Origin of the sequence: Streptococcus mitis, assembly GCF_902159415.1 — a bacterium.
Classification (GTDB): Bacteria; Bacillota; Bacilli; order Lactobacillales; family Streptococcaceae; genus Streptococcus; species Streptococcus mitis_BG.
In genome coordinates this window covers 934,692-956,635 of sequence record NZ_CABGJU010000001.1, presented here as the reverse complement: position 1 = coordinate 956,635, position 21,944 = coordinate 934,692, and the positions used below count along the sequence as shown (strand labels likewise).

21 protein-coding genes and 1 other RNA gene are annotated in these 21,944 nt (G+C 39.4%); 17 read left to right on the top strand and 5 right to left on the bottom strand.

What is annotated here, in order from left to right:
• Positions 1-39: 39 nt before the first annotated feature.
• Positions 40-2,172 carry a penicillin-binding protein PBP1A gene (gene pbp1a, locus FN031_RS04995; RefSeq protein ID WP_142558159.1) on the bottom strand — a complete coding sequence of 711 codons (2,133 nt, stop codon included), beginning with the start codon at positions 2,170-2,172 and terminating at the stop codon, positions 40-42.
• Positions 2,169-2,765, bottom strand: coding sequence for a Holliday junction resolvase RecU (recU, locus tag FN031_RS04990; protein ID WP_142558157.1), 597 nt, complete (start codon positions 2,763-2,765; stop codon positions 2,169-2,171). Before recU ends, pbp1a begins: the two co-directional genes overlap by 4 nt.
• Before the next feature lie 67 nt (positions 2,766-2,832).
• Between recU and FN031_RS04985 the strand changes: the two genes are divergently transcribed.
• From FN031_RS04985 to tig, 15 genes are all read left to right on the top strand, one after another.
• Positions 2,833-3,360: a DUF1273 domain-containing protein gene (locus tag FN031_RS04985; RefSeq protein WP_142558154.1), complete on the top strand. Its 528-nt coding sequence runs from the start codon at positions 2,833-2,835 to the stop codon at positions 3,358-3,360.
• A gap of 69 nt (positions 3,361-3,429) precedes the next feature.
• Positions 3,430-3,759, top strand: coding sequence for a cell division regulator GpsB (gpsB, locus tag FN031_RS04980; RefSeq protein WP_312847906.1), 330 nt, complete (start codon positions 3,430-3,432; stop codon positions 3,757-3,759).
• An 18-nt stretch (positions 3,760-3,777) separates the two neighbouring features.
• An RNA gene (gene rnpB, locus FN031_RS04975) (RNase P RNA component class B) lies at positions 3,778-4,158 on the top strand.
• Between the two features lie 82 nt (positions 4,159-4,240).
• Positions 4,241-5,410 (top strand): THUMP domain-containing class I SAM-dependent RNA methyltransferase, encoded by a 1,170-nt coding sequence (locus FN031_RS04970; RefSeq protein WP_142558150.1) that lies wholly within the window; start codon positions 4,241-4,243, stop codon positions 5,408-5,410.
• A gap of 1 nt (position 5,411) precedes the next feature.
• Positions 5,412-6,869, top strand: a complete 1,458-nt coding sequence (gene mapZ / locus FN031_RS04965) for a cell division site-positioning protein MapZ (protein WP_142558148.1) — start codon at positions 5,412-5,414, stop codon at positions 6,867-6,869.
• A gap of 75 nt (positions 6,870-6,944) precedes the next feature.
• Complete coding sequence (gene gndA / locus FN031_RS04960) at positions 6,945-8,369, top strand: NADP-dependent phosphogluconate dehydrogenase (RefSeq protein WP_142558146.1); 1,425 nt, start codon at positions 6,945-6,947, stop codon at positions 8,367-8,369.
• A gap of 12 nt (positions 8,370-8,381) precedes the next feature.
• Complete coding sequence (locus FN031_RS04955; protein WP_142558144.1) at positions 8,382-9,071, top strand: response regulator transcription factor; 690 nt, start codon at positions 8,382-8,384, stop codon at positions 9,069-9,071.
• Between the two features lie 241 nt (positions 9,072-9,312).
• Positions 9,313-10,191: a mevalonate kinase gene (gene mvk / locus FN031_RS04950; RefSeq protein WP_142558142.1), complete on the top strand. Its 879-nt coding sequence runs from the start codon at positions 9,313-9,315 to the stop codon at positions 10,189-10,191.
• Positions 10,173-11,126, top strand: a complete 954-nt coding sequence (gene mvaD, locus FN031_RS04945; protein WP_142558140.1) for a diphosphomevalonate decarboxylase — start codon at positions 10,173-10,175, stop codon at positions 11,124-11,126. Before mvk ends, mvaD begins: the two co-directional genes overlap by 19 nt.
• Positions 11,113-12,126, top strand: a complete 1,014-nt coding sequence (locus tag FN031_RS04940; protein WP_142558137.1) for a phosphomevalonate kinase — start codon at positions 11,113-11,115, stop codon at positions 12,124-12,126. The genes mvaD and FN031_RS04940 overlap by 14 nt, the downstream gene beginning before the upstream one ends.
• Complete coding sequence (fni, locus tag FN031_RS04935; protein ID WP_142558135.1) at positions 12,104-13,105, top strand: type 2 isopentenyl-diphosphate Delta-isomerase; 1,002 nt, start codon at positions 12,104-12,106, stop codon at positions 13,103-13,105. The genes FN031_RS04940 and fni overlap by 23 nt, the downstream gene beginning before the upstream one ends.
• 94 nt (positions 13,106-13,199) lie before the next feature.
• On the top strand, positions 13,200-13,898 hold the full coding sequence (liaF, locus tag FN031_RS04930) for a cell wall-active antibiotics response protein LiaF (RefSeq protein WP_142558133.1): 699 nt from the start codon (positions 13,200-13,202) through the stop codon (positions 13,896-13,898).
• Positions 13,895-14,884: a sensor histidine kinase gene (locus FN031_RS04925; RefSeq protein ID WP_142558131.1), complete on the top strand. Its 990-nt coding sequence runs from the start codon at positions 13,895-13,897 to the stop codon at positions 14,882-14,884. The genes liaF and FN031_RS04925 overlap by 4 nt, the downstream gene beginning before the upstream one ends.
• An 18-nt stretch (positions 14,885-14,902) precedes the next feature.
• Entirely contained in the window at positions 14,903-15,535 is a 633-nt protein-coding gene (locus tag FN031_RS04920) for a response regulator transcription factor (RefSeq protein ID WP_142558129.1), read from the top strand.
• Between the two features lie 112 nt (positions 15,536-15,647).
• On the top strand, positions 15,648-16,931 hold the full coding sequence (tig, locus tag FN031_RS04915; RefSeq protein WP_142558127.1) for a trigger factor: 1,284 nt from the start codon (positions 15,648-15,650) through the stop codon (positions 16,929-16,931).
• Positions 16,932-16,976: 45 nt separating this feature from the next.
• Here tig and recD2 read toward each other — a convergent pair whose 3' ends face one another.
• The 3 genes from recD2 to rnhC are packed head-to-tail and all read right to left on the bottom strand — an operon-like array spanning position 16,977 to position 20,904.
• Complete coding sequence (recD2, locus tag FN031_RS04910; RefSeq protein ID WP_142558125.1) at positions 16,977-19,343, bottom strand: SF1B family DNA helicase RecD2; 2,367 nt, start codon at positions 19,341-19,343, stop codon at positions 16,977-16,979.
• A 60-nt stretch (positions 19,344-19,403) separates the two neighbouring features.
• The gene (lepB, locus tag FN031_RS04905) at positions 19,404-20,018 is read right to left on the bottom strand and encodes a signal peptidase I (protein WP_075566536.1); all 615 of its coding nucleotides are present in this window, start codon (positions 20,016-20,018) and stop codon (positions 19,404-19,406) included.
• Between the two features lie 4 nt (positions 20,019-20,022).
• Positions 20,023-20,904, bottom strand: coding sequence for a ribonuclease HIII (gene rnhC, locus FN031_RS04900; RefSeq protein WP_142558123.1), 882 nt, complete (start codon positions 20,902-20,904; stop codon positions 20,023-20,025).
• An 86-nt stretch (positions 20,905-20,990) separates the two neighbouring features.
• On the opposite strand from rnhC, the gene zapA reads away from it, so the two are divergent.
• Together zapA and FN031_RS04890 are read left to right on the top strand one after the other, a co-directional pair.
• Positions 20,991-21,293 (top strand): cell division protein ZapA, encoded by a 303-nt coding sequence (gene zapA / locus FN031_RS04895; protein WP_142558121.1) that lies wholly within the window; start codon positions 20,991-20,993, stop codon positions 21,291-21,293.
• Positions 21,290-21,838: a CvpA family protein gene (locus FN031_RS04890; protein WP_142558119.1), complete on the top strand. Its 549-nt coding sequence runs from the start codon at positions 21,290-21,292 to the stop codon at positions 21,836-21,838. Before zapA ends, FN031_RS04890 begins: the two co-directional genes overlap by 4 nt.
• Positions 21,839-21,944 lie beyond the last annotated feature (106 nt).

The following is a 21,944-nucleotide window of genomic DNA, read 5'->3' as shown; positions in this document are numbered from 1 at the left end:
TTATCTAACTCCATTTTTTATATTCTAAAAGAATTTGGTTTATCGAGGATTTCTATTTATATTTGGCTCGTTAGTATTTGCATTAATTGCGTTGTTTGCATTATTTGCATTGCTTGTTGTTTCATGAGTCGTTTCTTGAGTTGTGTCTTCTGTAGAAACGATTGGGGCCTCAGTCACTATAGGTTGTTGGGTTGTTGGATTCGTCCAGTTATTGCGAGCGCCATTTTTAAAGACATATCCACCACTTCGATGAAGACCTTCAGGCATTGTCCAATCACCAGGGTGATCATTTTCAGCGAGATATTCCATCATTGAACGATAGATGCTACCAGCAACTCTAAATCCGTCACCAACAATTGGTGTCAAACGATTGGTGTAACCAGTCCATACTGCCATTGAGTATTTGCGTGTATAGCCAACAAACATTTCATCAGGAGCGACATACTGATCGGTTTTGATATGATTCTCAATTTCAGCATCAGTATAGTTTGATGTACCAGTTTTACCCGCTTGAGGTAACCAAGAAATGTAAGCACCAGTACCGGTTCCATAATATAGTACTGTTTTCATCATCTCGGTCATCATATAAGCTGTAGTTTCTTTCATAGCACGAGTACCAGGGTCGGAGAATTCCTTAGAACTTCCGTCACTGAATACTACTTTATTGATGTACATTGGCTTATAATAAGTACCACCATTCGCAAATGCGGCATAAGCTGCAGCCATTTTTTCACTGCTTGCTCCATACTGCTTACCTGTTTCAGTCGTATTACTTGAAATGGCGTTAACGTAAAGCATAGTTGGATAATCAATACCAAGACCATTTAAGAATGTTTTAGCTCTATCAAGGCCGACCTTTTCCAGTGTTTCAACGGCTGGAACATTTCGAGATTGTTGAATAGCGTATTGGAGAGTAATGTTTCCAAAGTAACTTCTATCCCAGTTGAGGACAGGATCATTAGTACCTGGGAAATTATAAGGAACATCCTTCAACATATAAGCAGTAGAATCATAAATTCCATATTCAAGTGCTGGAGCATAGTCTGTGATTGGTTTCATTGTAGAACCCCAGTCACGATTGGTTTCAACTGCTTGGTTGAGACCAAATGATACGTTACTAGCTTGGTGGCGTGAACCAAGCTGAGCAATAACTTTACCATTAGTGACATCTACAATAGTAGAAGCAGCTTGGAAGTCATCATCAGGATAATGAACGTATTCATCAGTATTATAAATATCCCATAGTTTCTTCTGAACATCTTGGTCGACGTTTGTATAGATATCCATACCTGTAGTTAAGAGGTTATATCCAGTTTCTTGTTCAACTTGCTCAATGACTTCTTTAAGGTAATTATCTAAGTACTGAGGATAGGTGTTGCTTCCTTTAAGACTTTGTAAACCATCAGTGATAGGTGTATTTATTGCTGTCTCGTATTGCTCTGATGAGAGATACCCTTGGTGTTGCATTTCTGACAATACAAGGTTTCGACGTTGTTGTGCTTCTTCAGGGTGCGAATAAGGGTCGTACTGGTTCGGTGCTTGAGGCATTCCAGCAAGAAGAGCTAATTGAGGGATGGACAAGTCTTTTAAATCTTTGCCGTAGTAATTTTGAGCTGCTGTTTGCATCCCATAGTTACCGTTTGACATGTAGACTTTATTAATGTAGTATGTTAAAATTTCTTGCTTGGTTGCAGTTCTTTCCAATTGAATAGCTAGCCAAGCTTCTTGAACCTTACGCGCAATAGTTTGATCAGCGGTTGAAGTTGAGAAATAAGTTAATTTAATCAACTGTTGAGTCAAGGTTGAACCACCCTGAAGACCATTGCTGCGAAGATTTCTTAAGAAAGCTCCGAAAATACGGATGCTGTCAATTCCTCTGTGGTTGAAGAAACGATGGTCCTCTATAGATACAATCGCATTAACCAAATCTGTAGGGATTTCATTGCTTTGAGCATTTACTCGACGTTCAGCACCTAAGTCAGCTACAAGTTCATTTTTACTGTCGTAAATTTTACTTGAAGTTGTTGCAACTAGCTTGGTTTCGGAAAGTTCAGGAGCTTGAACTGCGTAAAAGAGGAAGATACTTCCGCCGATTAGTACTATTGTGAGAAAGATTGTTAAAAACCCAATCCCTAAGTACTTAGCTATGCGCAAGAAAAATTGTTTGTTCATATTGTTTTACCACCTAGTAAATGTTGTTTGACGATATCGAGATAGGGAATCTGAGGAAAAGCGTGCTGTTCAATCGCATAACCGTACTCTCGAATATAATCAAGCGGCATTGATTTTTTCCCATTATCCTGCTGATAAAAGTGTATGAGATCAATGGCCGGTAATAAATACGTTTCTTGATAAGAAGAGAAATGAAGTAAAACAAAGCAAATCCCTTTTTGTTTAAGAACTTGTTCCATATGCTGAATCTGATGAGCATGGAAGTTCTTCATAGGGAGGGCAGTTTTTTGCCTCGTTTCTTTAGCTTCAAAATCGATGTAGAATCCTTCATAAACTCCTGAGTAGTCAGTTGTAGATGCTTGTCTAAAGTAAGCTTCAACAATTTTTGCTCGACTTCTCTGAGGGTAATCAACACGAACAATTTGGATGGGCGTTGGTTTTTTGTGTATTACGGCCACTCCATGGGTTAAGTAATAGTCGTTCGTTGAGTTAATCATCTTTTCAAAACTCATACCCCGATTTGCAAAATTTTTGGTCTTTGATGGGGTTAATTGTCTCTTAGTTGATGAAACTTTATGTGGATAGTTGACCATAGTTCTCCTTATTGGTACAATAACATCACTCTATTATACCATAAAAGTATTCGGAAAGGATGAAAAAATGCATACAGCCTTGATAATTGGCTATTCCGCCTTCGATTTAGGAATATTTAATGATAAGGATATTCGATTAAAAATAATCAAAAAAGCTATACGAAATGATTTAGAAAAACTTGCTGAGGAAGGTCTAAAATGGCTGGTTTTTACTGGAAGTCTAGGTTTTGAATCATGGGTCTTAGAAGTAGCTAAGGAAATTAAGGAAGACTATGGATTTCAGCTCGCAACTATCTTCGATTTTGAAACACATGGCACAAATTGGAACGAGGCTAATCAGATCAAACTTACTGCATTTAAACAGGTAGATTTTGTCAAATATGCATATCCTAATTATGAACATAAGGGACAACTTCGAGATTATCAGTTATTTTTGTTAGAAAATACGGATGGCGCCTATCTTTTTTATGATGAAGAAAACGAAACGAAACTCAAGTTTTTTTACGAATTGATGAACAAGAAAGACAGATATGTTACAAAAAGATTAACATTTGACATATTAAACGAAATAGCTGAAAATTTTTCCGAAAAATGAGCCTTTGACCTTGCTTTTTGATTGCCTTTTTTTATATAATAATACTAGTAACTGAGAATGGAGAGAGACATGTCGAGTATTGTTTTTACAGCAAAAGATATTTTTGAACAGGATTTTGGAAGAGAAGTAAGAGGCTATAGCAAGGTAGAAGTTGATGAATTTTTAGATGATGTTATTAAAGACTATGAAACTTATGCTGCTTTGGTCAAGTCTTTACGTTTAGAAATTGCTGAACTAAAAGAAGAATTGTTGAAAAAAAATCAAGTGGCGCCAACGCAATCAGATTCTCTTGAATTGGGTAGCACTACTTCAATGACAAACTTTGATATCTTAAAACGATTGAACCGTCTTGAAAAAGAGGTCTTCGGTAAACAAATAGTGGATAATTCAGAAGCTTAAGAATCATCCAGTTGTGCAATTTTTGGATAATCGCGTGGAGAGACTATATTTCCATGAGGAAAGTCCATGCTAGCACAGGCTGTGATGCCTGTAGTGTTTGTGCTAGGCGAAACAATAAGCCTAGGGACGAGAAATCGTTACGGCGAGTGAATAGACTAAGTTTTCGGATATGTTTTAGTAGCTCTGAAAGTGCCACAGTGACGAAGTCTTCTTGGAAACAGGAAGAGTGGAACGCGGTAAACCCCTCAAGCTAGCAACCCAAATTTTGGTCGGGGCATGGAGTACGCGGAAACGAACGTAGTACTTTGACTGCTATCTGTAGATACAGCTAGTGGTAGACAGATGATTATCGAAGGAAATGATCCTAGTCATTTCTGGAACAAAACATGGCTTATAGAAAATTGCATATAGGTTGGGGCTGAGAAATGTTTCTCAACCTCATTTTTTAAAGTGAACAAGAGAAAGGTCTTTAAAGACTGACATGAAACAAACATTTAATTTAGTTGCGACTGCAGCAGCAGGTTTAGAAGCTGTTGTGGGTCGTGAAGTACGAGAACTAGGCTATGATTGCCAAGTTGAAAATGGTCGAGTTCGCTTTGAAGGAGATGTAAAGGCAATTATTGATACCAATTTATGGCTGAGAGCTGCAGATAGGATTAAGATAATTGTTGGAACATTTCCGGCGAAAACCTTTGAAGAGCTCTTTCAAGGAGTTTTTGCACTCGACTGGGAAAACTATCTTCCACTTGGAGCGCGTTTTCCAATTTCAAAAGCAAAATGTGTCAAGTCAAAACTTCATAATGAACCCAGTGTACAAGCTATTTCTAAAAAAGCAGTTGTGAAGAAGTTGCAAAAACATTACGCTCGTCCAGAAGGTGTTCCCTTGATGGAGAATGGTTCAGAGTTTAAAATCGAGGTTTCAATTCTTAAGGATGTAGCGATGGTCATGATTGATACAACAGGCTCTAGTCTTTTCAAACGTGGTTACCGTACTGAAAAAGGTGGGGCTCCAATCAAAGAGAACATGGCAGCGGCGATTTTGCAATTATCCAATTGGTATCCTGATAAACCACTGATTGATCCAACCTGTGGTTCAGGTACTTTCTGTATTGAAGCAGCTATGATTGCTCGTAAGATAGCGCCAGGATTACGCCGTTCCTTTGCATTTGAAGAATGGAACTGGGTCAGTGATCGTTTGATTCAGGAAGTCCGTACAAAGGCAAGCAAAAAAATCAATCGCGAGATTGAACTTGATATCATGGGTTGTGACATTGATGGACGTATGGTTGAGATTGCTAAGGCAAATGCTCAGGCAGCAGGAGTATCTAATGATATTTTATTTAAGCAAATGCGTGTGCAGGACTTGCGAACGGACAAGATTAATGGGGTCATTATCTCCAATCCTCCATATGGAGAACGTTTATCCGATGATGTTGGAGTCACTAGACTCTATGCTGAAATGGGAGAGGTATTTGCTCCTCTGAAAACTTGGAGTAAATTTATTCTGACTAGTGATGAGGCTTTTGAAAGCAAGTATGGTAGTCAGGCAGATAAAAAACGGAAACTATATAACGGTACTCTTAAGGTTGATTTGTATCAATATTTTGGGCAACGCATGAAAAGACAAGACGTAGCAGCAGAAAGGGATTAAAATGAGTAAGAAAAAACATCATCACCATAAAAATGCAGATCGTGAATCACAACTCGATTTTGAAGAGGCAAAAGATTTAACAGTTGGTCAAGTTATTCGTAAAAAAGAAGAGGTAGAAGCTGGCGTAACTCCGGACGATACCATCTTGGACAAATATATTAAGCAACACCGTGAAGAAATCGAAGCCGACAAGTTCGAAAATCTACAAACGAAAAAAGACGAAGTTACACAAAGCCTGGATGAGATGATCCAGGAAGTGAGAGAAACTACTGATCCAGAAAATACATTAAATTCGGATGAGGAAGCAATTGCACTTGCGCTAGCTGCAGAGACAACTGAAATCATTGCTCAAGAAGCAGCAGAAGAGGAAACGAGAGTTCTCGAGCAACCTTTTAAGAATGAATTGGAAGCTGTTGAAATGGCTGAGGTTGCTAACTCCGAAACTGCAGTGGTTTCTGAGGGAAATGAAGATCAACTGCAACCCTTGTCTCGTTCTGCTCAAGCAGATGATCAACCACAAAATAAAAAGAAATGGGTGATTTTGAGTATTCTTGCCGGTCTATTCTTGCTCATTCTCGGAAGTGGCTACTATATCTACAAACAAATCGCACGCTCATCTCAGGAGATTCAATCTCAGTCTTCAAAAACTGGATTGGTAAGCAACCAAGCTGTTTTAGATCAGTTCAACACTCTATACGATACTTTCTATACTGACGAAAATAAAACTGCTTTAAAAAATAGCCAATTTAGCCAATTAAGTCAGCTGAAAGATCTCTTAGGGAAACTTGAAGGAGCAAGAGAATATTCTCTTGTAAAATCAAAATATGACAGCCTTGAAACTCAAATTAAAGCGATTGAAGATATAAATGCTCAGTTTGAAACACCAGTTATTACAGATGGAGTTTTGGACACAAACGCAAAAGTTAAATCTGACGCTAAATTCACTGAAGTCAAAACTGGAAATACAGAAATTGACAAACTATTAGACAAAGCTATTAGTTTAGGTAAGAGTCAACAAGCAAGCACAGAAACTACAACAGTTAGCGAAGCAAGTACAGCAAGTCAAACTGAATCAACTCCATCTACGGAAAGTAGTTCAACTACTCCAGCACGTGAAACAGCTCCTAGCAATAATGCTGCTAATAGCGGATTGTCAAGTGAAGGTGTGAACTTGCAGAGAAGTGTGAGCCGTGTTCCATTTAACCAATCTGCTATCAGTGATAGTGGTAATCCAGCTTGGGAGTTTAACGATGGTGTCCTTGAACAAATCCTTGCTACTTCACGAGCACGTGGCTATATTACTGGGAATCAATATATCCTAGAACGTGTTAATATTGTTAATGGTAATGGCTATTACAACCTATACAGACCTGACGGCACCTATCTCTTTACTCTTAACTGTAAAACAGGGTACTTTGTAGGAAATGGTTCTGGTCACGCTAACGACCTTGACTACTAGGAGACTAGTTATCAAATTCTTTCTTTTAGAATTGAAACATGATAAAATAAATAAATCAAACAATAGGAGAGTCACATGACAAAAGCAAACTTTGGTGTTGTTGGTATGGCCGTAATGGGTCGTAACCTTGCCCTTAATATTGAATCTCGTGGATACACAGTTGCTATCTATAACCGTAGTAAAGAAAAAACAGAAGATGTTGTTGCTTGCCATCCTGAAAAAAACTTTGTGCCAAGCTATGATATCGAAAGCTTCGTAAACTCAATTGAAAAACCACGTCGTATCATGCTCATGGTTCAAGCAGGACCTGGTACAGACGCAACCATCCAAGCCCTTCTTCCACACTTGGATAAAGGCGATATCTTGATTGACGGAGGAAACACGTTCTACAAAGATACTATCCGTCGTAACGAAGAATTGGCGAACTCTGGTATCAACTTCATTGGTACAGGTGTTTCTGGTGGTGAAAAAGGTGCCCTTGAAGGTCCTTCTATCATGCCTGGTGGACAAAAAGAAGCTTATGAATTGGTAGCAGATGTTCTTGAAGAAATCTCTGCAAAAGCACCAGAAGATGGTAAACCATGTGTGACTTACATCGGTCCTGATGGAGCTGGTCACTATGTGAAAATGGTCCACAATGGTATCGAGTACGGTGATATGCAATTGATTGCAGAAAGCTATGACTTGATGCAACACTTGCTTGGCCTCTCAGCTCAAGATATGGCTGAAATCTTTACTGAGTGGAACAAGGGCGAATTGGACAGCTACTTGATCGAAATCACTGCGGATATCCTTGGACGCAAAGACGACGAAGGTCAAGATGGTCCAATCGTAGACTACATCTTGGATGCTGCAGGAAACAAGGGAACAGGTAAATGGACTAGCCAATCAGCTCTTGACCTTGGTGTGCCATTGTCTCTTATCACTGAGTCAGTGTTTGCGCGTTACATCTCTACTTACAAAGAAGAACGTGTTCATGCTAGCAAGGTGCTTCCAAAACCAGCTGCTTTCAAATTTGAAGGAGACAGGGCTGAGTTGATTGAAAAGATCCGACAAGCCCTTTACTTCTCAAAAATCATCTCTTACGCACAAGGTTTTGCGCAATTGCGTGTAGCTTCTAAAGAAAACAATTGGGACTTGCCATTTGCAGACATCGCATCTATCTGGCGCGATGGCTGTATCATCCGTTCTCGTTTCTTGCAAAAGATCACTGATGCATACAACCGTGATGCAGATTTGGCTAACCTTCTTTTGGATGAGTACTTCTTGGATGTCACTGCTAAATACCAACAATCTGTTCGTGATATCGTAGCTCTTGCTGTTCAAGCTGGTGTACCAGTACCTACTTTCTCAGCAGCTATTACATACTTCGATAGTTACCGTTCAGCGGATCTTCCAGCAAACTTGATTCAAGCGCAACGTGACTACTTTGGTGCTCACACATACCAACGTAAAGATAAAGAAGGTACTTTCCACTATTCTTGGTACGACGAAAAATAAGTAGGCCAAACTATGGGGAAACGGATTTTATTACTTGAAAAAGAAAAAAGTCTAGCTCATTTTTTAAGTTTAGAACTCCAAAAAGAGCACTACCGAGTTGATCTGGCAGAAAAAGGGCAAAAAGCTCTTTCCATGGCTCTTCAGACAGATTATGATTTGATTTTATTAAATGTTAATCTGGGAGATATGACAGCGCAGGAATTTGCAGACAAATTAAGTCTAACAAAACCTGCATCTGTCATCATGGTTTTAGATCACTTAGAAGATTTGCAAGATGTGTTAGAAGTTGTTCAACGCTTTGCAGTTTCATACATTTATAAACCAGTGATTATTGAAAATTTGGTAGAGCGAATTTCAGCTATTTTCCGTGGCCGTGATTTTATCGACCAACATTGTGGTCAAATGAAGATACCCACCAGCTATCGAAATCTTAGGATAGATGTTGCCAATCATACAGTCTATCGTGGAGATGAGTTGATTGCTCTCACACGTCGAGAATATGATCTTCTGGCTACGCTTATGGGTAGTAAAAAAGTATTGACTCGTGAGCAATTACTGGAAAGTGTCTGGAAGTATGAAAGTGCCGCAGAAACCAATATTGTAGATGTTTATATCCGATATCTACGTAGTAAAATTGATGTGGAAGGTCAAAAAAGCTATATCAAAACAGTTCGTGGTGTAGGTTATACCATGCAGGATTAATAAGTAATATTTTATCAATTAAAGTTGAAGAGCACTTGCCTATAAGCAAGTGCTTTTTTGAAGCATTAATTGCCTCTTTTTTAAAGGTTAAGAAAATGATAAGTTTAATTTTTTATCTCAACGATAAGCGATTGTGAAAGGAAACAATCGCTTTTTTTGTGAAAATATAATAAAATAGAATGGAATAAAGTTCTAAAATTTTATCTAGAAACAGACGATTTTCGTCTGATAGTAGGATTAAATGACAAGAGAAGTTGGTGTCGGTCAGGCACATAGTAAAATTATTTTAATAGGAGAGCATGCAGTAGTTTATGGCTATCCAGCCATCTCTTTGCCTCTTTTAGAGGTTGAAGTGACCTGTCGGGTTGTACCGGCAACGACACCATGGCGCCTTTTTGAAGAGGACACCTTGTCCATGGCAGTTTATGCTTCTCTCGAGTATCTGAATATCAAAGATGCTTACATCCGTTGCCAAATTGACTCTGCTATTCCAGAAAAACGTGGAATGGGTTCTTCGGCAGCCATTAGCATTGCGGCTATTCGCGCGGTATTTGATTATTACCAAGCAGAACTTCCACATGATGTGTTAGAAATTCTGGTCAATCGCGCTGAGATGATTGCCCATATGAATCCTAGTGGATTGGATGCTAAGACCTGTCTTAGTGACCATCCTATTCGTTTTATCAAGAATGTTGGTTTTGAAGAACTAGCCATGGACTTGTCGGCTTATCTGGTCATTGCAGATACAGGAGTCTATGGACACACTCGTGAAGCTATTCAAGTTGTAGAGAGCAAGGGTAAGGAAGCTTTACCTTTCTTGTATGCACTTGGAGAGTTGACCCAGCAAGCAGAAGAAGCAATAAAGGCAAGAGATGCCGTGATACTGGGAGAGATTTTAACAAAAGCACATGGAAATCTAAAAGAAATAGGAGTTAGTAGCCTTGAGGCTGATGCCTTGGTTGAAACTGCTCTTCAAAATGGAGCTTTAGGTGCTAAGATGAGTGGTGGTGGTTTAGGTGGCTGTATCATAGCCTTAGTAGCTGACTATCACCAAGCTCAAGATTTAGCTGAAAGATTAGAAGAGAAAGGAGCTGTTCAGACATGGATCGAAAGCCTGTGACAGTACGTTCCTATGCCAATATTGCTATTATTAAATATTGGGGAAAGAAAGCAGAAAAAGAGATGGTTCCTGCGACTAGCAGTATCTCTCTGACTTTAGAAAATATGTATACGGAGACGACACTTTCTCCTTTACCATCAGATGCAAAGGCGGATTCCTTTTACATCAATGACCAGTTGCAAAATGAAGCTGAGCATGCCAAGATGAGTAAAATCATTGACCGCTACCGTCCTGAAGGAGCAGGGTTTGTTCGTATCGATACTAAGAACAATATGCCAACAGCAGCAGGCCTTTCTTCCAGTTCCAGTGGTTTATCTGCCTTGGTCAAAGCTTGTAACGCATATTTCCAACTTGGGCTGAATCGCAGAGAATTGGCCTTGGAAGCTAAGTTTGCATCGGGTTCTTCATCTCGTAGTTTTTATGGCCCCTTGGCAGCCTGGGACAAGGATAGTGGAGAGATTTATCCTGTTGAAACTGACTTGAAACTAGCTATGATTATGTTGGTCTTGGAAGACCAGAAAAAACCAATCTCCAGTCGAGATGGGATGAAGCTCTGCGTGGAGACTTCGACAACTTTTGATGAGTGGATTCGTCAATCCGAACAAGATTACAAGGATATGTTAGTCTACCTCAAGGAAAATGACTTTAAGAAAGTTGGAGAATTGACAGAGAAGAACGCGTTGGCTATGCATGCTACGACAAAAACAGCCACTCCATCCTTCTCTTATCTGACAGATGCTAGTTATGAGGCTATGGATTTTGTTCGTCAGCTTAGAGAACAAGGAGAATCTTGTTACTTCACCATGGATGCGGGCCCGAATGTCAAGGTTCTTTGCTTGGAAGAGGACTTGGAACATTTGTCAGAACTTTTAGGTCAACGCTATCGCTTAATCGTTTCAAAAACAAAGGATTTGAGCCAAGATGACGATTGTTAAAACTTGTGGGAAGCTCTATTGGGCTGGGGAGTATGCCATTTTAGAACCAGGACAGTTGGCGCTAATAAAGGCTATTCCCATCTATATGACGGCTGAGATTAAAGTCTCTAATAATTATCGACTCTACTCAGATATGTTTTCCTATAGTGTAGACTTGCGACCGGATTCTTCTTATACCTTGATTCAAGAAACAGTTGCCTTGGTGGAGGAGTATCTAACTACCCAAGGAGTTGAGCTGCAGCCTTTTTCTTTAGAGATTCGTGGGAAAATGGAGCGTGAGGGGAAGAAATTCGGCCTGGGTTCTAGTGGTAGTGTGGTTGTTTTGGTCATCAAAGCTATGCTAGCTTTTTATGAAAACCCAGCTAAAAGAGAACTCTTGTTTAAATTGGCGAGTGCTGTACTTCTTAAACGTGGGGACAACGGATCCATGGGGGACATTGCCTGTATCGTATCAGAAGACCTCGTCCTCTATCAGTCATTTGACCGTGAGAAAGTGGCAGATTGGCTAGAAAAAGAAGACTTTCAGGCTGTATTAGCACGTGATTGGGGCTTTTCGATTGAGAGCGTTGAACCAGGCTTGGAATTTGACTTTCTAGTTGGTTGGACCAAGGAAGTAGCTGTGTCTAGTCACATGGTTAAACAAATCAAGAATCATATGGATGCCAGCTTCTTGCAAGCTTCAAAAGAAACAGTAGCTAACTTGGTGAAAGCTTTGCAGACTGGTCACGAAGAAAAAGTGATTGAGCAACTAGAACAAGCTAGCCTGCTCTTAGAAGACTTGAGTTCAGATATTTACACACCTTCGCTCAGACAACTCAAAAATACCAGCAGAGACTTGAAAGCTGTTGCTAAGAGTAGTGGTGCTGGTGGTGGAGACTGTGGGATTGCCCTTAGCTTTGACCAAGATTCGACTACATTACTGAAAAAACGCTGGGCTGATCTAGGAATTGAGCTCTTGTATCAAGAAAGGATAGGACATGACGACAAATCGGAAGGATGAACACATCCGCTATGCCCTTGAACAAAAAAGTTCATATAATAGTTTTGATGAAGTTGAATTGATTCATTCTTCGCTACCTTTATATGACATAGAGGAAATTGACCTATCGACAGAATTTGCTGGTCGCAAATGGGATTTCCCCTTTTATATCAATGCTATGACAGGTGGGAGTGACAAGGGGAGAGAAATCAATCAAAAATTGGCTCAGGTGGCTGAAGCCTGTGGGATTTTATTTGTAACAGGTTCTTACAGTGCTGCTCTTAAGGATCCTTCAGATGACTCTTTTTCAGTCAAAACTAGTTACCCTGACCTCCTTCTTGGAACTAATATTGGCTTAGACAAACCTGTAGAACTAGGATTACAAACAGTAAAAGAGATGAATCCTCTCCTCTTGCAAGTTCATGTTAATGTTATGCAGGAATTACTTATGCCAGAGGGTGAACGTCAATTTAGATTATGGCAGCACAATCTGAAAGATTATGCTGAGCAAATCTCTGTGCCACTTGTTTTAAAAGAAGTCGGCTTTGGCATGGATGTGAAGACTATTGCTAAGGCATACGAGATAGGGATAAGAACAGTTGATTTGTCTGGTCGTGGGGGAACGAGCTTTGCCTATATCGAAAACCGTCGCGGTGGACAGCGTGATTACCTAAATGACTGGGGTCAATCGACCATGCAGGCTCTTCTGAATGCCCAAAACTGGAAAGACAAGATGGAACTTTTGGTGAGTGGAGGAGTTCGCAATCCACTAGATATCATCAAATGTTTGGTGTTTGGAGCCAAAGCAGTTGGTCTATCACGTACTATGTTAGAGCTGGTTGAAAATTACTCTGTTGATGTCGTTATTTCCATTGTTGAAAGCTGGAAGGAAGACCTACGGTTGATCATGTGTGCCCTTAATTGTAAAAAAATTGAGGATTTGCAAGAGGTCGACTATCTCCTATATGGAAAATTGAAAGAAGCAAAAGATCAAATGTAAAGAGATCGGGATTTTAGTTCCGGTCTCTTTATCATTCCTCAGACTGATGTGACTTTTGGGATTTGTGATACAATTAAATGGAGAGGACGGATACATGCGAAAATTTCAAATTTTTCTATTTATTGAAGCTTGTTTATTAACAGGAGCTCTGATTATGATGGTATCAGAGCATTTTTCCCGTTTTCTACTGATTTTGCTCTTGTTTTTACTGCTAATTCGATATTATACTGGAAAACAGGGAAATAACTTTATTTTAGTGGCGGTGAGCATCCTATTTTTCTTTATCATCATGCTCAATCCCTTTGTCATTTTAGCCATCCTTGTTGCCTTGATATACAGCCTGTTCCTGCTTTACCCTATGATGAACCAGGAAAGAGAAGATACCAATCTGGTTTTTGAAGAAGTTGTGACGGTAAAGAGGGAGAAAAATCGCTGGTTTGGAAATCTCCACCATTTTTCAAGTTATCAGACTTGTCGTTTTGATGATATCAATCTCTTTCGCCTTATGGGGAAGGATACCATTCATCTAGAGCACGTGATTTTGAGCAATCATGATAATGTCATCATCTTGAGAAAACTGGTTGGTACGACTAGAATTATCGTACCAGTGGATGTTGAAGTCAGTCTAAGCGTCAATTCTCTGTACGGAGATTTAACCTTTTTTGACCAGCCTAAACGTGCTTTGCGTAATGAGCAATTTCATCAAGAAACCAGAGATTATCTCAAGAGTCCCAAGAGTGTTAAGATTCTTTTGACAACTATGGTTGGAGATGTTGAGGTGGTGAGAGGATGAAAAAACAACCCTATATTTTAATTGGTCTCACCTCATTTCTCTTTGTTGCTTTTCTATTTCGAAGCATTTTTAAGGTCTTAGATTTGGAATGGACTTCTCTTTTCCAAGATTTAGAAAAGACAGAAAAAGTCCTATTTCTAGCTTTGATGTTTAGTCTTGCTCTAGCCTTTTTATTGGTCTTGTTTTGGACAATGGTTGACGAAATTTCAAGAAGAAGAATCCAAGCAAATCTTAATCGTCTGCTAGCTGGTAAAGATATTAAAAGCCTTGGAGATGCTGATTTAGACGCAAGTTTTAGAAATTTATCAGGCAAGCTTGGTTTATTGACAGAAGCCATTCAAAAAGCAGACAATCAGGTTTTAGTTAAAGAAGAAGAGATAGTTGAAAAGGAGCGCAAGCGAATCGCGCGTGACTTGCATGATACGGTTAGCCAAGAAATTTTTGCTGCCCATATGATTTTATCAGGACTCAGTCAACAAGCTTCCAGATTAGAGAAAGAGAAGGTGCAGACACAACTCCAGAGTGTAACAGCTATTTTGGAGACAGCCCAAAGAGATTTGCGTATTCTACTCTTGCATTTGCGTCCTATTGAACTGGAACAAAAGAGTCTGGTTGAGGGGATACAGTTGCTTCTCAAAGAATTGGAAGAAAAAAGTGAACTCAAAGTCAGTTTTAAATATCAGATAGACGAATTGCCTAAAAAGATTGAGGAGCATGTCTTTCGTATTGTCCAAGAACTGATTAGTAATACTCTCCGTCATGCCCAAGCTTCCTGTCTAGATGTTTATCTTTATCAGACTGAAACAGAATTACAGTTGAAAGTAGTGGACAATGGCAGAGGTTTCGAGCCGGCTGACGTAGATGATTTGAGCTATGGACTACGGAATATCAAAGAACGAGTGGAAGATATGGCAGGGAGTATACAACTATTAACAGCACCCAAGCAGGGTTTGGCAGTGGATATTCGCATACCCTTGCTTGATTGACTAACAAAAGGAAATAAAATGAAACTATTATTAGTAGATGACCACCAAATGGTGCGTCTTGGATTAAAAAGTTATTTTGAACTACAAGATGATGTAGAGGTTGTTGGAGAAGCAACTAATGGATCCGAAGGGATTTCCATGGCTTTGGCTCTTCGCCCAGATGTGATTGTGATGGATATTGTCATGCCTGAAATGAATGGAATTGACGCAACTCTAGCTATTCTTAAAGAATGGCCGGAGGCTAAAATTTTGATTGTGACTTCTTATCTAGACAATGAAAAAATTATGCCAGTCTTGAATGCTGGGGCTAAAGGCTATATGCTTAAGACATCAAGTGCTGATGAATTGTTTCATGCTGTTCAAAAGGTGGCAGCTGGAGAGCTAGCTATCGAACAAGAGGTGAGTAAGAAAGTAGAATACCACCGCAATCATATGGAACTTCACGAAGAATTAACTGCGCGAGAACGCGATGTCCTTCAACTGATTGCCAAGGGTTATGAGAATCAGCGCATTGCAGATGAGCTCTTTATCTCCCTTAAGACAGTCAAGACCCATGTCTCCAATATCCTAGCCAAACTTGAGGTCAGTGATCGTACCCAGGCAGCAGTTTATGCTTTTCAACATCATCTGGTGGGTTCTGATGAATTTTAGGGGACATAGGATGTAACTGAAGCATGGACGAAAAGCGCATCCATTACTTGAAAAAGTTCGCTACTATGTGGTATAATGGACTGTATTAAAAATTTTAAGGAGAAATGACAGAATGTCTGTATCATTTGAAAACAAAGAAACAAACCGTGGTGTCTTGACTTTCACTATCTCTCAAGACCAAATCAAACCAGAATTGGACCGTGTATTTAACTCAGTAAAGAAAACTCTTAACGTTCCAGGTTTCCGTAAAGGTCACCTTCCACGTCCTATCTTCGACCAAAAATTTGGTGAAGAAGCACTTTACCAAGATGCAATGAACGCTCTTTTGCCAGACGCTTATGAAGCAGCTGTTAAAGAAGCTGGTCTTGAAGTGGTTGCTCAACCAAAAATTGACGTAACTTCTATGGAAAAAGGTCAAGATTGGGTTATCACTGCTGAAGTTGTTACAAAACCTGAAGTAAAATTGGGTGAATACAAAAACCTTGAAGTATCAGTTGATGTAGATAAAGAAGTAACTGACGCTGATGTTGAAGAGCGTATCGAACGTGAACGCAACAACTTGGCTGAATTGGTGATCAAAGAAGGTGCTGCTGAAAACGGCGACACTGTTGTTATCGACTTTGTTGGTTCTATCGACGGTGTTGAATTTGACGGCGGAAAAGGTGAAAACTTCTCACTTGGACTTGGTTCAGGTCAATTCATCCCTGGTTTCGAAGACCAATTAGTTGGACATTCAGCTGGTGAAACTGTTGACGTTATCGTAACATTCCCAGAAGACTACCAAGCAGAAGACCTTGCTGGTAAAGAAGCTAAATTCGTAACAACTATCCACGAAGTTAAAGCGAAAGAAGTTCCAGCTCTTGACGATGAACTTGCAAAAGATATCGACGAAGAAGTTGAAACTCTTGACGAATTGAAAGAAAAATATCGTAAAGAATTGGCAGCTGCTAAAGAAGAAGCATATAAAGATGCTGTAGAAGGTGCTGCAATCGATAAGGCTGTTGAAAATGCTGAAATCGTAGAACTTCCAGAAGAAATGATTCACGAAGAAGTTCACCGTTCAGTAAATGAATTCCTTGGAAACTTGCAACGTCAAGGTATCAACCCTGACATGTACTTCCAAATCACTGGAACTACTCAAGAAGACCTTCACAAACAATACGAAGCAGAAGCTGAGTCACGCACTAAGACTAACCTTGTTATCGAAGCAGTTGCGAAAGCTGAAGGATTTGACGCTACTGAAGAAGAAATCCAAAAAGAAATCGAGCAATTGGCTGCAGATTACAACATGGAAGTTGCCCAAGTACAAAGCTTGCTTTCAGCAGATATGTTGAAACATGATATCACAATCAAGAAAGCTGTTGAATTGATCACAAGCACTGCAACAGTAAAATAATCTGAAAAGATAAAAAACCACCGGATTCGGTGGTTTTTTTGTGCTTTATTTTCCGAAAAACTCATCAAGGTCATCTTGGCTAATCCCAATCATGACTGGGATACTAGTCCAGTTATCTTCAGTTAGTCTGTAAGATTGATGAGGGTTAATCTGATTTGTGGGTTCGAGAATTGGCTCATTTAGTTCCTCAGAGCTTTCAGTTAAGTCGCTGAAACGTTCAATCAGATAGGTTTTTCGAGTTGTTCCGATATGTTTAGTCGCATAATCAAAGGCTTGAAGTTCACCGAGTAGGATGAGTTTGCTTTTAGCCCGAGTAATAGCAGTGTAGATAAGGTTACGCTCCAGCATGCGCTTGCTAGCACTGGTGATTGGAAGAAACACAACTGGGAATTCACTTCCTTGAGATTTATGGATACTCATGGCGTAGGCAAGACGAATCTTATACCATTCATTTCGAGGATAAGAGACCTCATTGCCGTCAAAATCAATGACAATCTCATCTTGTTTGGACTCGGTGTATTTGGCAGGAATGAGATCCGTAATGTAGCCTAAATCTCCGTTAAAAACGTTGACTTCCGCATCGTTAACCAAATGAATGACCTTATCTCCGCTACGATACTGAAACTGACTTGCTTCAAAACTAATCTGTCCCTTTTGAAGAGGATTGAGCAGTTCTTGCATGAGTTGATTGATGGCATCGATTCCTGCTGCTCCACGGTACATAGGAGCTAGAACTTGGATGTCTCGTGCAGGGATGCCACTTCTAATGGCAGCATCTAGGATTTTTTCAATGGTCGCTGGGATCTGGTTACTAGCGATTTCAAAGTAGGAACGGTCTGCCTTTTTCTGAGTGAAATCTGCAGGTAAAATTCCCTGACGAATCTGACTCGCAAGTGTGACAATAGTTGATTCTTCGCTCTGGCGGTAGATTCTTTCCAAGCGTGTTTGCGGAATACTTGAAATCTGGAGCAAGTCAGCCAGAACTTGACCTGGGCTAACCGATGGCAACTGATCACTATCTCCAACGATGAGAATTTTACTAGTAGAGGAGATATTGGAGAAGAGTTGGTTGGCTAGCCAGGTATCCACCATAGAGAACTCGTCTACGATGATAAAGTCAGCATCTAGATAATCTTCTAAATGACTTGTGTCGTCGTCACCAGTCATACCCAAGTGGCGGTGAATGGTTGCACTTGGCAAGCCTGTTAGTTCATTCATGCGACGAGCCGCACGACCAGTTGGAGCAGCAAGGAGAATCGGTAGATTACTTTTATTTCGAAGGTCCAGTCCTTCTAATAGAGCATAGACGGCAATAATCCCATTGATAACAGTGGTTTTACCTGTACCAGGTCCGCCGGTCAGGATAAAGACCTTGTTTTGGATAGCATCGCAGATTGCCTGTTTTTGAATGGCATCGTATTGGATGCCTAATTCTTCCTCGACAATTGCGATCTGCTCCTGGATGATTTCTGTTTCTTGTTTATCAGTTTCTTCTTTTTCAAGGATACGAATGAGGTGATTATGAATCCCTTCTTCTGCAAAAAAGAGACTGTTATCAAAAATTTTTGTGTCTATCTGCTGAACCTTGTCCTCTTCGATTAGATGAGACAATTCGAGGGCAACTTGATTGGGATCTAGTTCAACTGGTCGAGAGGATTCTAGAAGGTTTATGGTTTGTTCTAGTAAGTCCCTTGCTTCAACATAGGTATCGCCACTTTCCATACAGGAATTCAAAAGGCTGTGAATGATTCCAGCTCGAAAACGTTCAGGCGATTGACTTTCAATACCAAGTTCTTCTGCTAGTTGGTCGGCAATGGTAAAGCCCAATCCTTTGATATCCTCCACTAGTTGATAGGGATAATTTTCAACAACATCTAAGGCCTCTTCCTTATATTCATCTAGAATTTGAATAGCTAATTTATTAGGAATACCGTAATTAGCCAATTTAGCCAAGATCATTTCTGTACCGTAGTTGAGACGGAGTGTAGAAATAAAGGCTTCACGACTTTTAGCCGATAGTCCAGAAATGGACTGGAGTTTTTCAGGATGCTCTAGAATTTCATCGATGGTATTGTCTCCATAGAGTTCCACAATTTTTTGGGCAGTTTTAAGACCAATCCCTTTGAAATGGCTACTTGAGAAATATTTGACTAATCCTTTACTAGTTGGCTTTGCTCGTTCGTAACGAGTAATTTGGAGTTGTTCCCCGTATTTGGAGTGTTGGACAATCTGTCCCCAAAAAGTGTATTCCTCACCCTCAATAACATCAGCCATGGTGCCAGTTACGATAATTTCAAAATCATCAAAGTTTTCTGCATTGGTGTCTTCAATATCCAAGAGTAGGATGCGATAAAAATTGCTAATATTTTCAAAGATAATGCGCTCAATGGTGCCTGTAAAATATACTTCCATAGAAATCCTCAATAGAATAAGAAGAGGCTGAGATTGGTATGTCTCGGCCTCTTAGTGTTTTTAGAATGTTCCTATACGGTCTATTGGCCAGAAACGGAATTTAGCTTCTCCAACAATGTCTTTTGCTTTAAAGGTTCCAACATGACGACTGTCATTGGATACGAGGCGGTTGTCGCCCAGCAGGAGATATTCCCCTTCTGGAATAGTGAAGGTAAAACTAGTGTTAAAATTAGCATCTAGAGTAAAGGCATGAGATTTTTCAGCAATACTTCTAAAATACTCTCCTTTTTTACCATCCCAATTGCTACCTGTATAGGTAGATTGAAGCTTATCCTCTTTAAAGCGTTTGAGGTACTCTGCTAGATATGGCTCGTCTGTTTCTTGGTCATTGATGTAGAGCTTATCGTTTTCATAGCGAATCTTGTCTCCTGGTAAACCGATAACACGTTTGACAATATCCTTATTTTCAGCATCTTCGTGGGCAACCACAATATCATAGCGATCGATTGGAAGATGCTTAACAACAAAGAGAATCTCGTTGTCAGCTAGAGTTGGGTCCATTGAGTGTCCTTCAACTCGAACATTACTCCAAAGAAAGACTCGACTAAGACCAATAAGTGCGAGAATGAGGAAAAATCCTCCCCACTCTTTTAAAAATATTTTAAAATAATTCATACTTTTACCTTTCTAGCAGTTTTTTAGCTTTTTCAGTATTTTTAAAATGAAGTTTGGCACAAAAGTTAAGACCCTCTATACCATAGGCTTGTAAAATTTGACTAGCCACCTTATCAGAAGCTGCTCCAGCACCACTTGGAAGTTGATAACCAAGTTCCTGACTAAGATTTTCTAAGTTTTCAAGAAAAAGGTTACGCGCAATGATAGAACTAACGGCTACAGCCAAATATTTCCCCTCAGCTTTCTCCTCCAAGGTTACTGGATTTGAGAAGTGATTAGCCTCATTTTTCAGATATTTATCATAGTTCTGTGAGCTGGTAAAGGCGTCGATAACAATTTTCTCAGGCTCAACACCCTTTTGAAGAAGGAGAAAAATCGCCTGATTGTGTAAGGCAACCTTTACAGAAACAGCATTGTAGCGTTCGCCAATGACTTCATTATATTTACTCGGAGAAAGCAGTAGTGCTTGATGTTGAATTTTTTCCTTAAGAAGTGGAGCAATCTGACGAATCTTTTGATCTGTCAAAGTCTTAGAATCTCCTACACCTAGTTTTCTTAAGAAGTCATGCTGATCTGGCTTTACAAAGGATGCCACTACAGCTAATCCTCCAAAGTAGGAACCATTTCCAACCTCATCTGTTCCAATTAAAGGGAAATCTTGGCCACTAATTTCTTGATTGTTTTGATAACCAAAAAAGCTGGCATAATTTTCAGCAGATTCTCCCTGAAAGAGAACCTTTCCAGAAGTATAAATAGAAATGCTTACCTGAGGAAGCTTAAAAAAGTAACGTATATAAGGATTTTTACTAGGAGTTAGAGAACTTTGATAGTGTAATACAAAATTCTGGATTTCCTCTTCACTTGGTATTAGTGTTATACTTGCCATAGTCTCTATTGTACCATAAAAGCAGGAGAATTGGTAAAAACTGACAAACTTAGTGAAATTTGGTATAATATCGTGAGGTGAATTTTATGGCAAGTTTAAATCGATATAAATTTACATTTGGGAAAAAGACTTTAACTTTAACTACTGAGCATGATAACCTCTTTATGGAGGAAATAGCAAAGGTTGCTACAGAAAAATATGAAGCAATTAAAGAGCAAATGCCTGGAGCTGATGATGAGACTTTAGCTATTTTATTAGCAATCAATTGTTTATCAACACAGTTGAGTCGTGAGATTGAATTTGATGATAAGGAGCAGCAATTAGAAGCTCTCAGATATCAAGTTGTTGCGGCTAAACAAGAACAAAGTAAGATTGAGGATCACTTATGATTTCGTTTCTTCTCTTATTAATTCTTGCTTGGAGTTTTTATATCGGCTATCGCAGAGGCTTGGTCCTACAAGTTTATTATCTTGTGGCAACAATTGTCTCAGCTTATTTTGCTGGCAATTTTTACCAGTCTCTAGGGGAAAAATTTCATTTGTTAATTCCCTATGCAAATCCTAAGGAGGGAATTGGGACTTTCTTCTTTCCATCGGATCAGCTCTTTCAATTGGACAAAGTCTTTTATGCAGGTATCGGCTATTTGCTAGCTTTTACAGTTTTTTACAGTATCGGTCGTTTGCTTGGTCTCTTTGTAAATTTAATACCAAAAGATAAAATCGATGGTAAATACTTCCGTATTGGTGCAGGAGTTCTATCGGTTGGAGTGACCTTGTTTGTTCTCCAGATGATATTGACTATTCTTGCAACAGTTCCTTTGGAAGCCGTTCAAAATTCACTTGAAAAAAGTTTAGTAGCTAAACATATGATTCAAAGTATCCCAATTACTACTAACTTTATTAAACAAATATGGGTAACCAAATTAATCGGATAAAAAGGGCGGGAATTATTCCTAGCCTTTTGTTTACAATTCCATGAGTTTAATAGTCTTTTTAAAGAGGAAATCTAACTCTTACTAAACATTCTATCTACTCGTCTAT

What these genes read in the sequence shown, in the direction of transcription:
- FN031_RS04925 (WP_142558131.1), top strand. Translation starts at nt 13,895, where the DNA reads ATGAAAAAACAACCCTATATTTTAATTGGTCTCACCTCATTTCTCTTT.
- mvk (WP_142558142.1), top strand. Translation starts at nt 9,313, where the DNA reads ATGACAAGAGAAGTTGGTGTCGGTCAGGCACATAGTAAAATTATTTTA.
- FN031_RS04920 (WP_142558129.1), top strand. Translation starts at nt 14,903, where the DNA reads ATGAAACTATTATTAGTAGATGACCACCAAATGGTGCGTCTTGGATTA.
- recU (WP_142558157.1), bottom strand. Translation starts at nt 2,765, where the DNA reads ATGGTCAACTATCCACATAAAGTTTCATCAACTAAGAGACAATTAACC.
- fni (WP_142558135.1), top strand. Translation starts at nt 12,104, where the DNA reads ATGACGACAAATCGGAAGGATGAACACATCCGCTATGCCCTTGAACAA.
- FN031_RS04985 (WP_142558154.1), top strand. Translation starts at nt 2,833, where the DNA reads ATGCATACAGCCTTGATAATTGGCTATTCCGCCTTCGATTTAGGAATA.
- tig (WP_142558127.1), top strand. Translation starts at nt 15,648, where the DNA reads ATGTCTGTATCATTTGAAAACAAAGAAACAAACCGTGGTGTCTTGACT.
- rnhC (WP_142558123.1), bottom strand. Translation starts at nt 20,904, where the DNA reads ATGGCAAGTATAACACTAATACCAAGTGAAGAGGAAATCCAGAATTTT.
- gpsB (WP_312847906.1), top strand. Translation starts at nt 3,430, where the DNA reads ATGTCGAGTATTGTTTTTACAGCAAAAGATATTTTTGAACAGGATTTT.
- mvaD (WP_142558140.1), top strand. Translation starts at nt 10,173, where the DNA reads ATGGATCGAAAGCCTGTGACAGTACGTTCCTATGCCAATATTGCTATT.
- FN031_RS04890 (WP_142558119.1), top strand. Translation starts at nt 21,290, where the DNA reads ATGATTTCGTTTCTTCTCTTATTAATTCTTGCTTGGAGTTTTTATATC.
- mapZ (WP_142558148.1), top strand. Translation starts at nt 5,412, where the DNA reads ATGAGTAAGAAAAAACATCATCACCATAAAAATGCAGATCGTGAATCA.
- lepB (WP_075566536.1), bottom strand. Translation starts at nt 20,018, where the DNA reads ATGAATTATTTTAAAATATTTTTAAAAGAGTGGGGAGGATTTTTCCTC.
- FN031_RS04970 (WP_142558150.1), top strand. Translation starts at nt 4,241, where the DNA reads ATGAAACAAACATTTAATTTAGTTGCGACTGCAGCAGCAGGTTTAGAA.
- zapA (WP_142558121.1), top strand. Translation starts at nt 20,991, where the DNA reads ATGGCAAGTTTAAATCGATATAAATTTACATTTGGGAAAAAGACTTTA.
- gndA (WP_142558146.1), top strand. Translation starts at nt 6,945, where the DNA reads ATGACAAAAGCAAACTTTGGTGTTGTTGGTATGGCCGTAATGGGTCGT.
- recD2 (WP_142558125.1), bottom strand. Translation starts at nt 19,343, where the DNA reads ATGGAAGTATATTTTACAGGCACCATTGAGCGCATTATCTTTGAAAAT.
- FN031_RS04955 (WP_142558144.1), top strand. Translation starts at nt 8,382, where the DNA reads ATGGGGAAACGGATTTTATTACTTGAAAAAGAAAAAAGTCTAGCTCAT.
- pbp1a (WP_142558159.1), bottom strand. Translation starts at nt 2,172, where the DNA reads ATGAACAAACAATTTTTCTTGCGCATAGCTAAGTACTTAGGGATTGGG.
- liaF (WP_142558133.1), top strand. Translation starts at nt 13,200, where the DNA reads ATGCGAAAATTTCAAATTTTTCTATTTATTGAAGCTTGTTTATTAACA.
- FN031_RS04940 (WP_142558137.1), top strand. Translation starts at nt 11,113, where the DNA reads ATGACGATTGTTAAAACTTGTGGGAAGCTCTATTGGGCTGGGGAGTAT.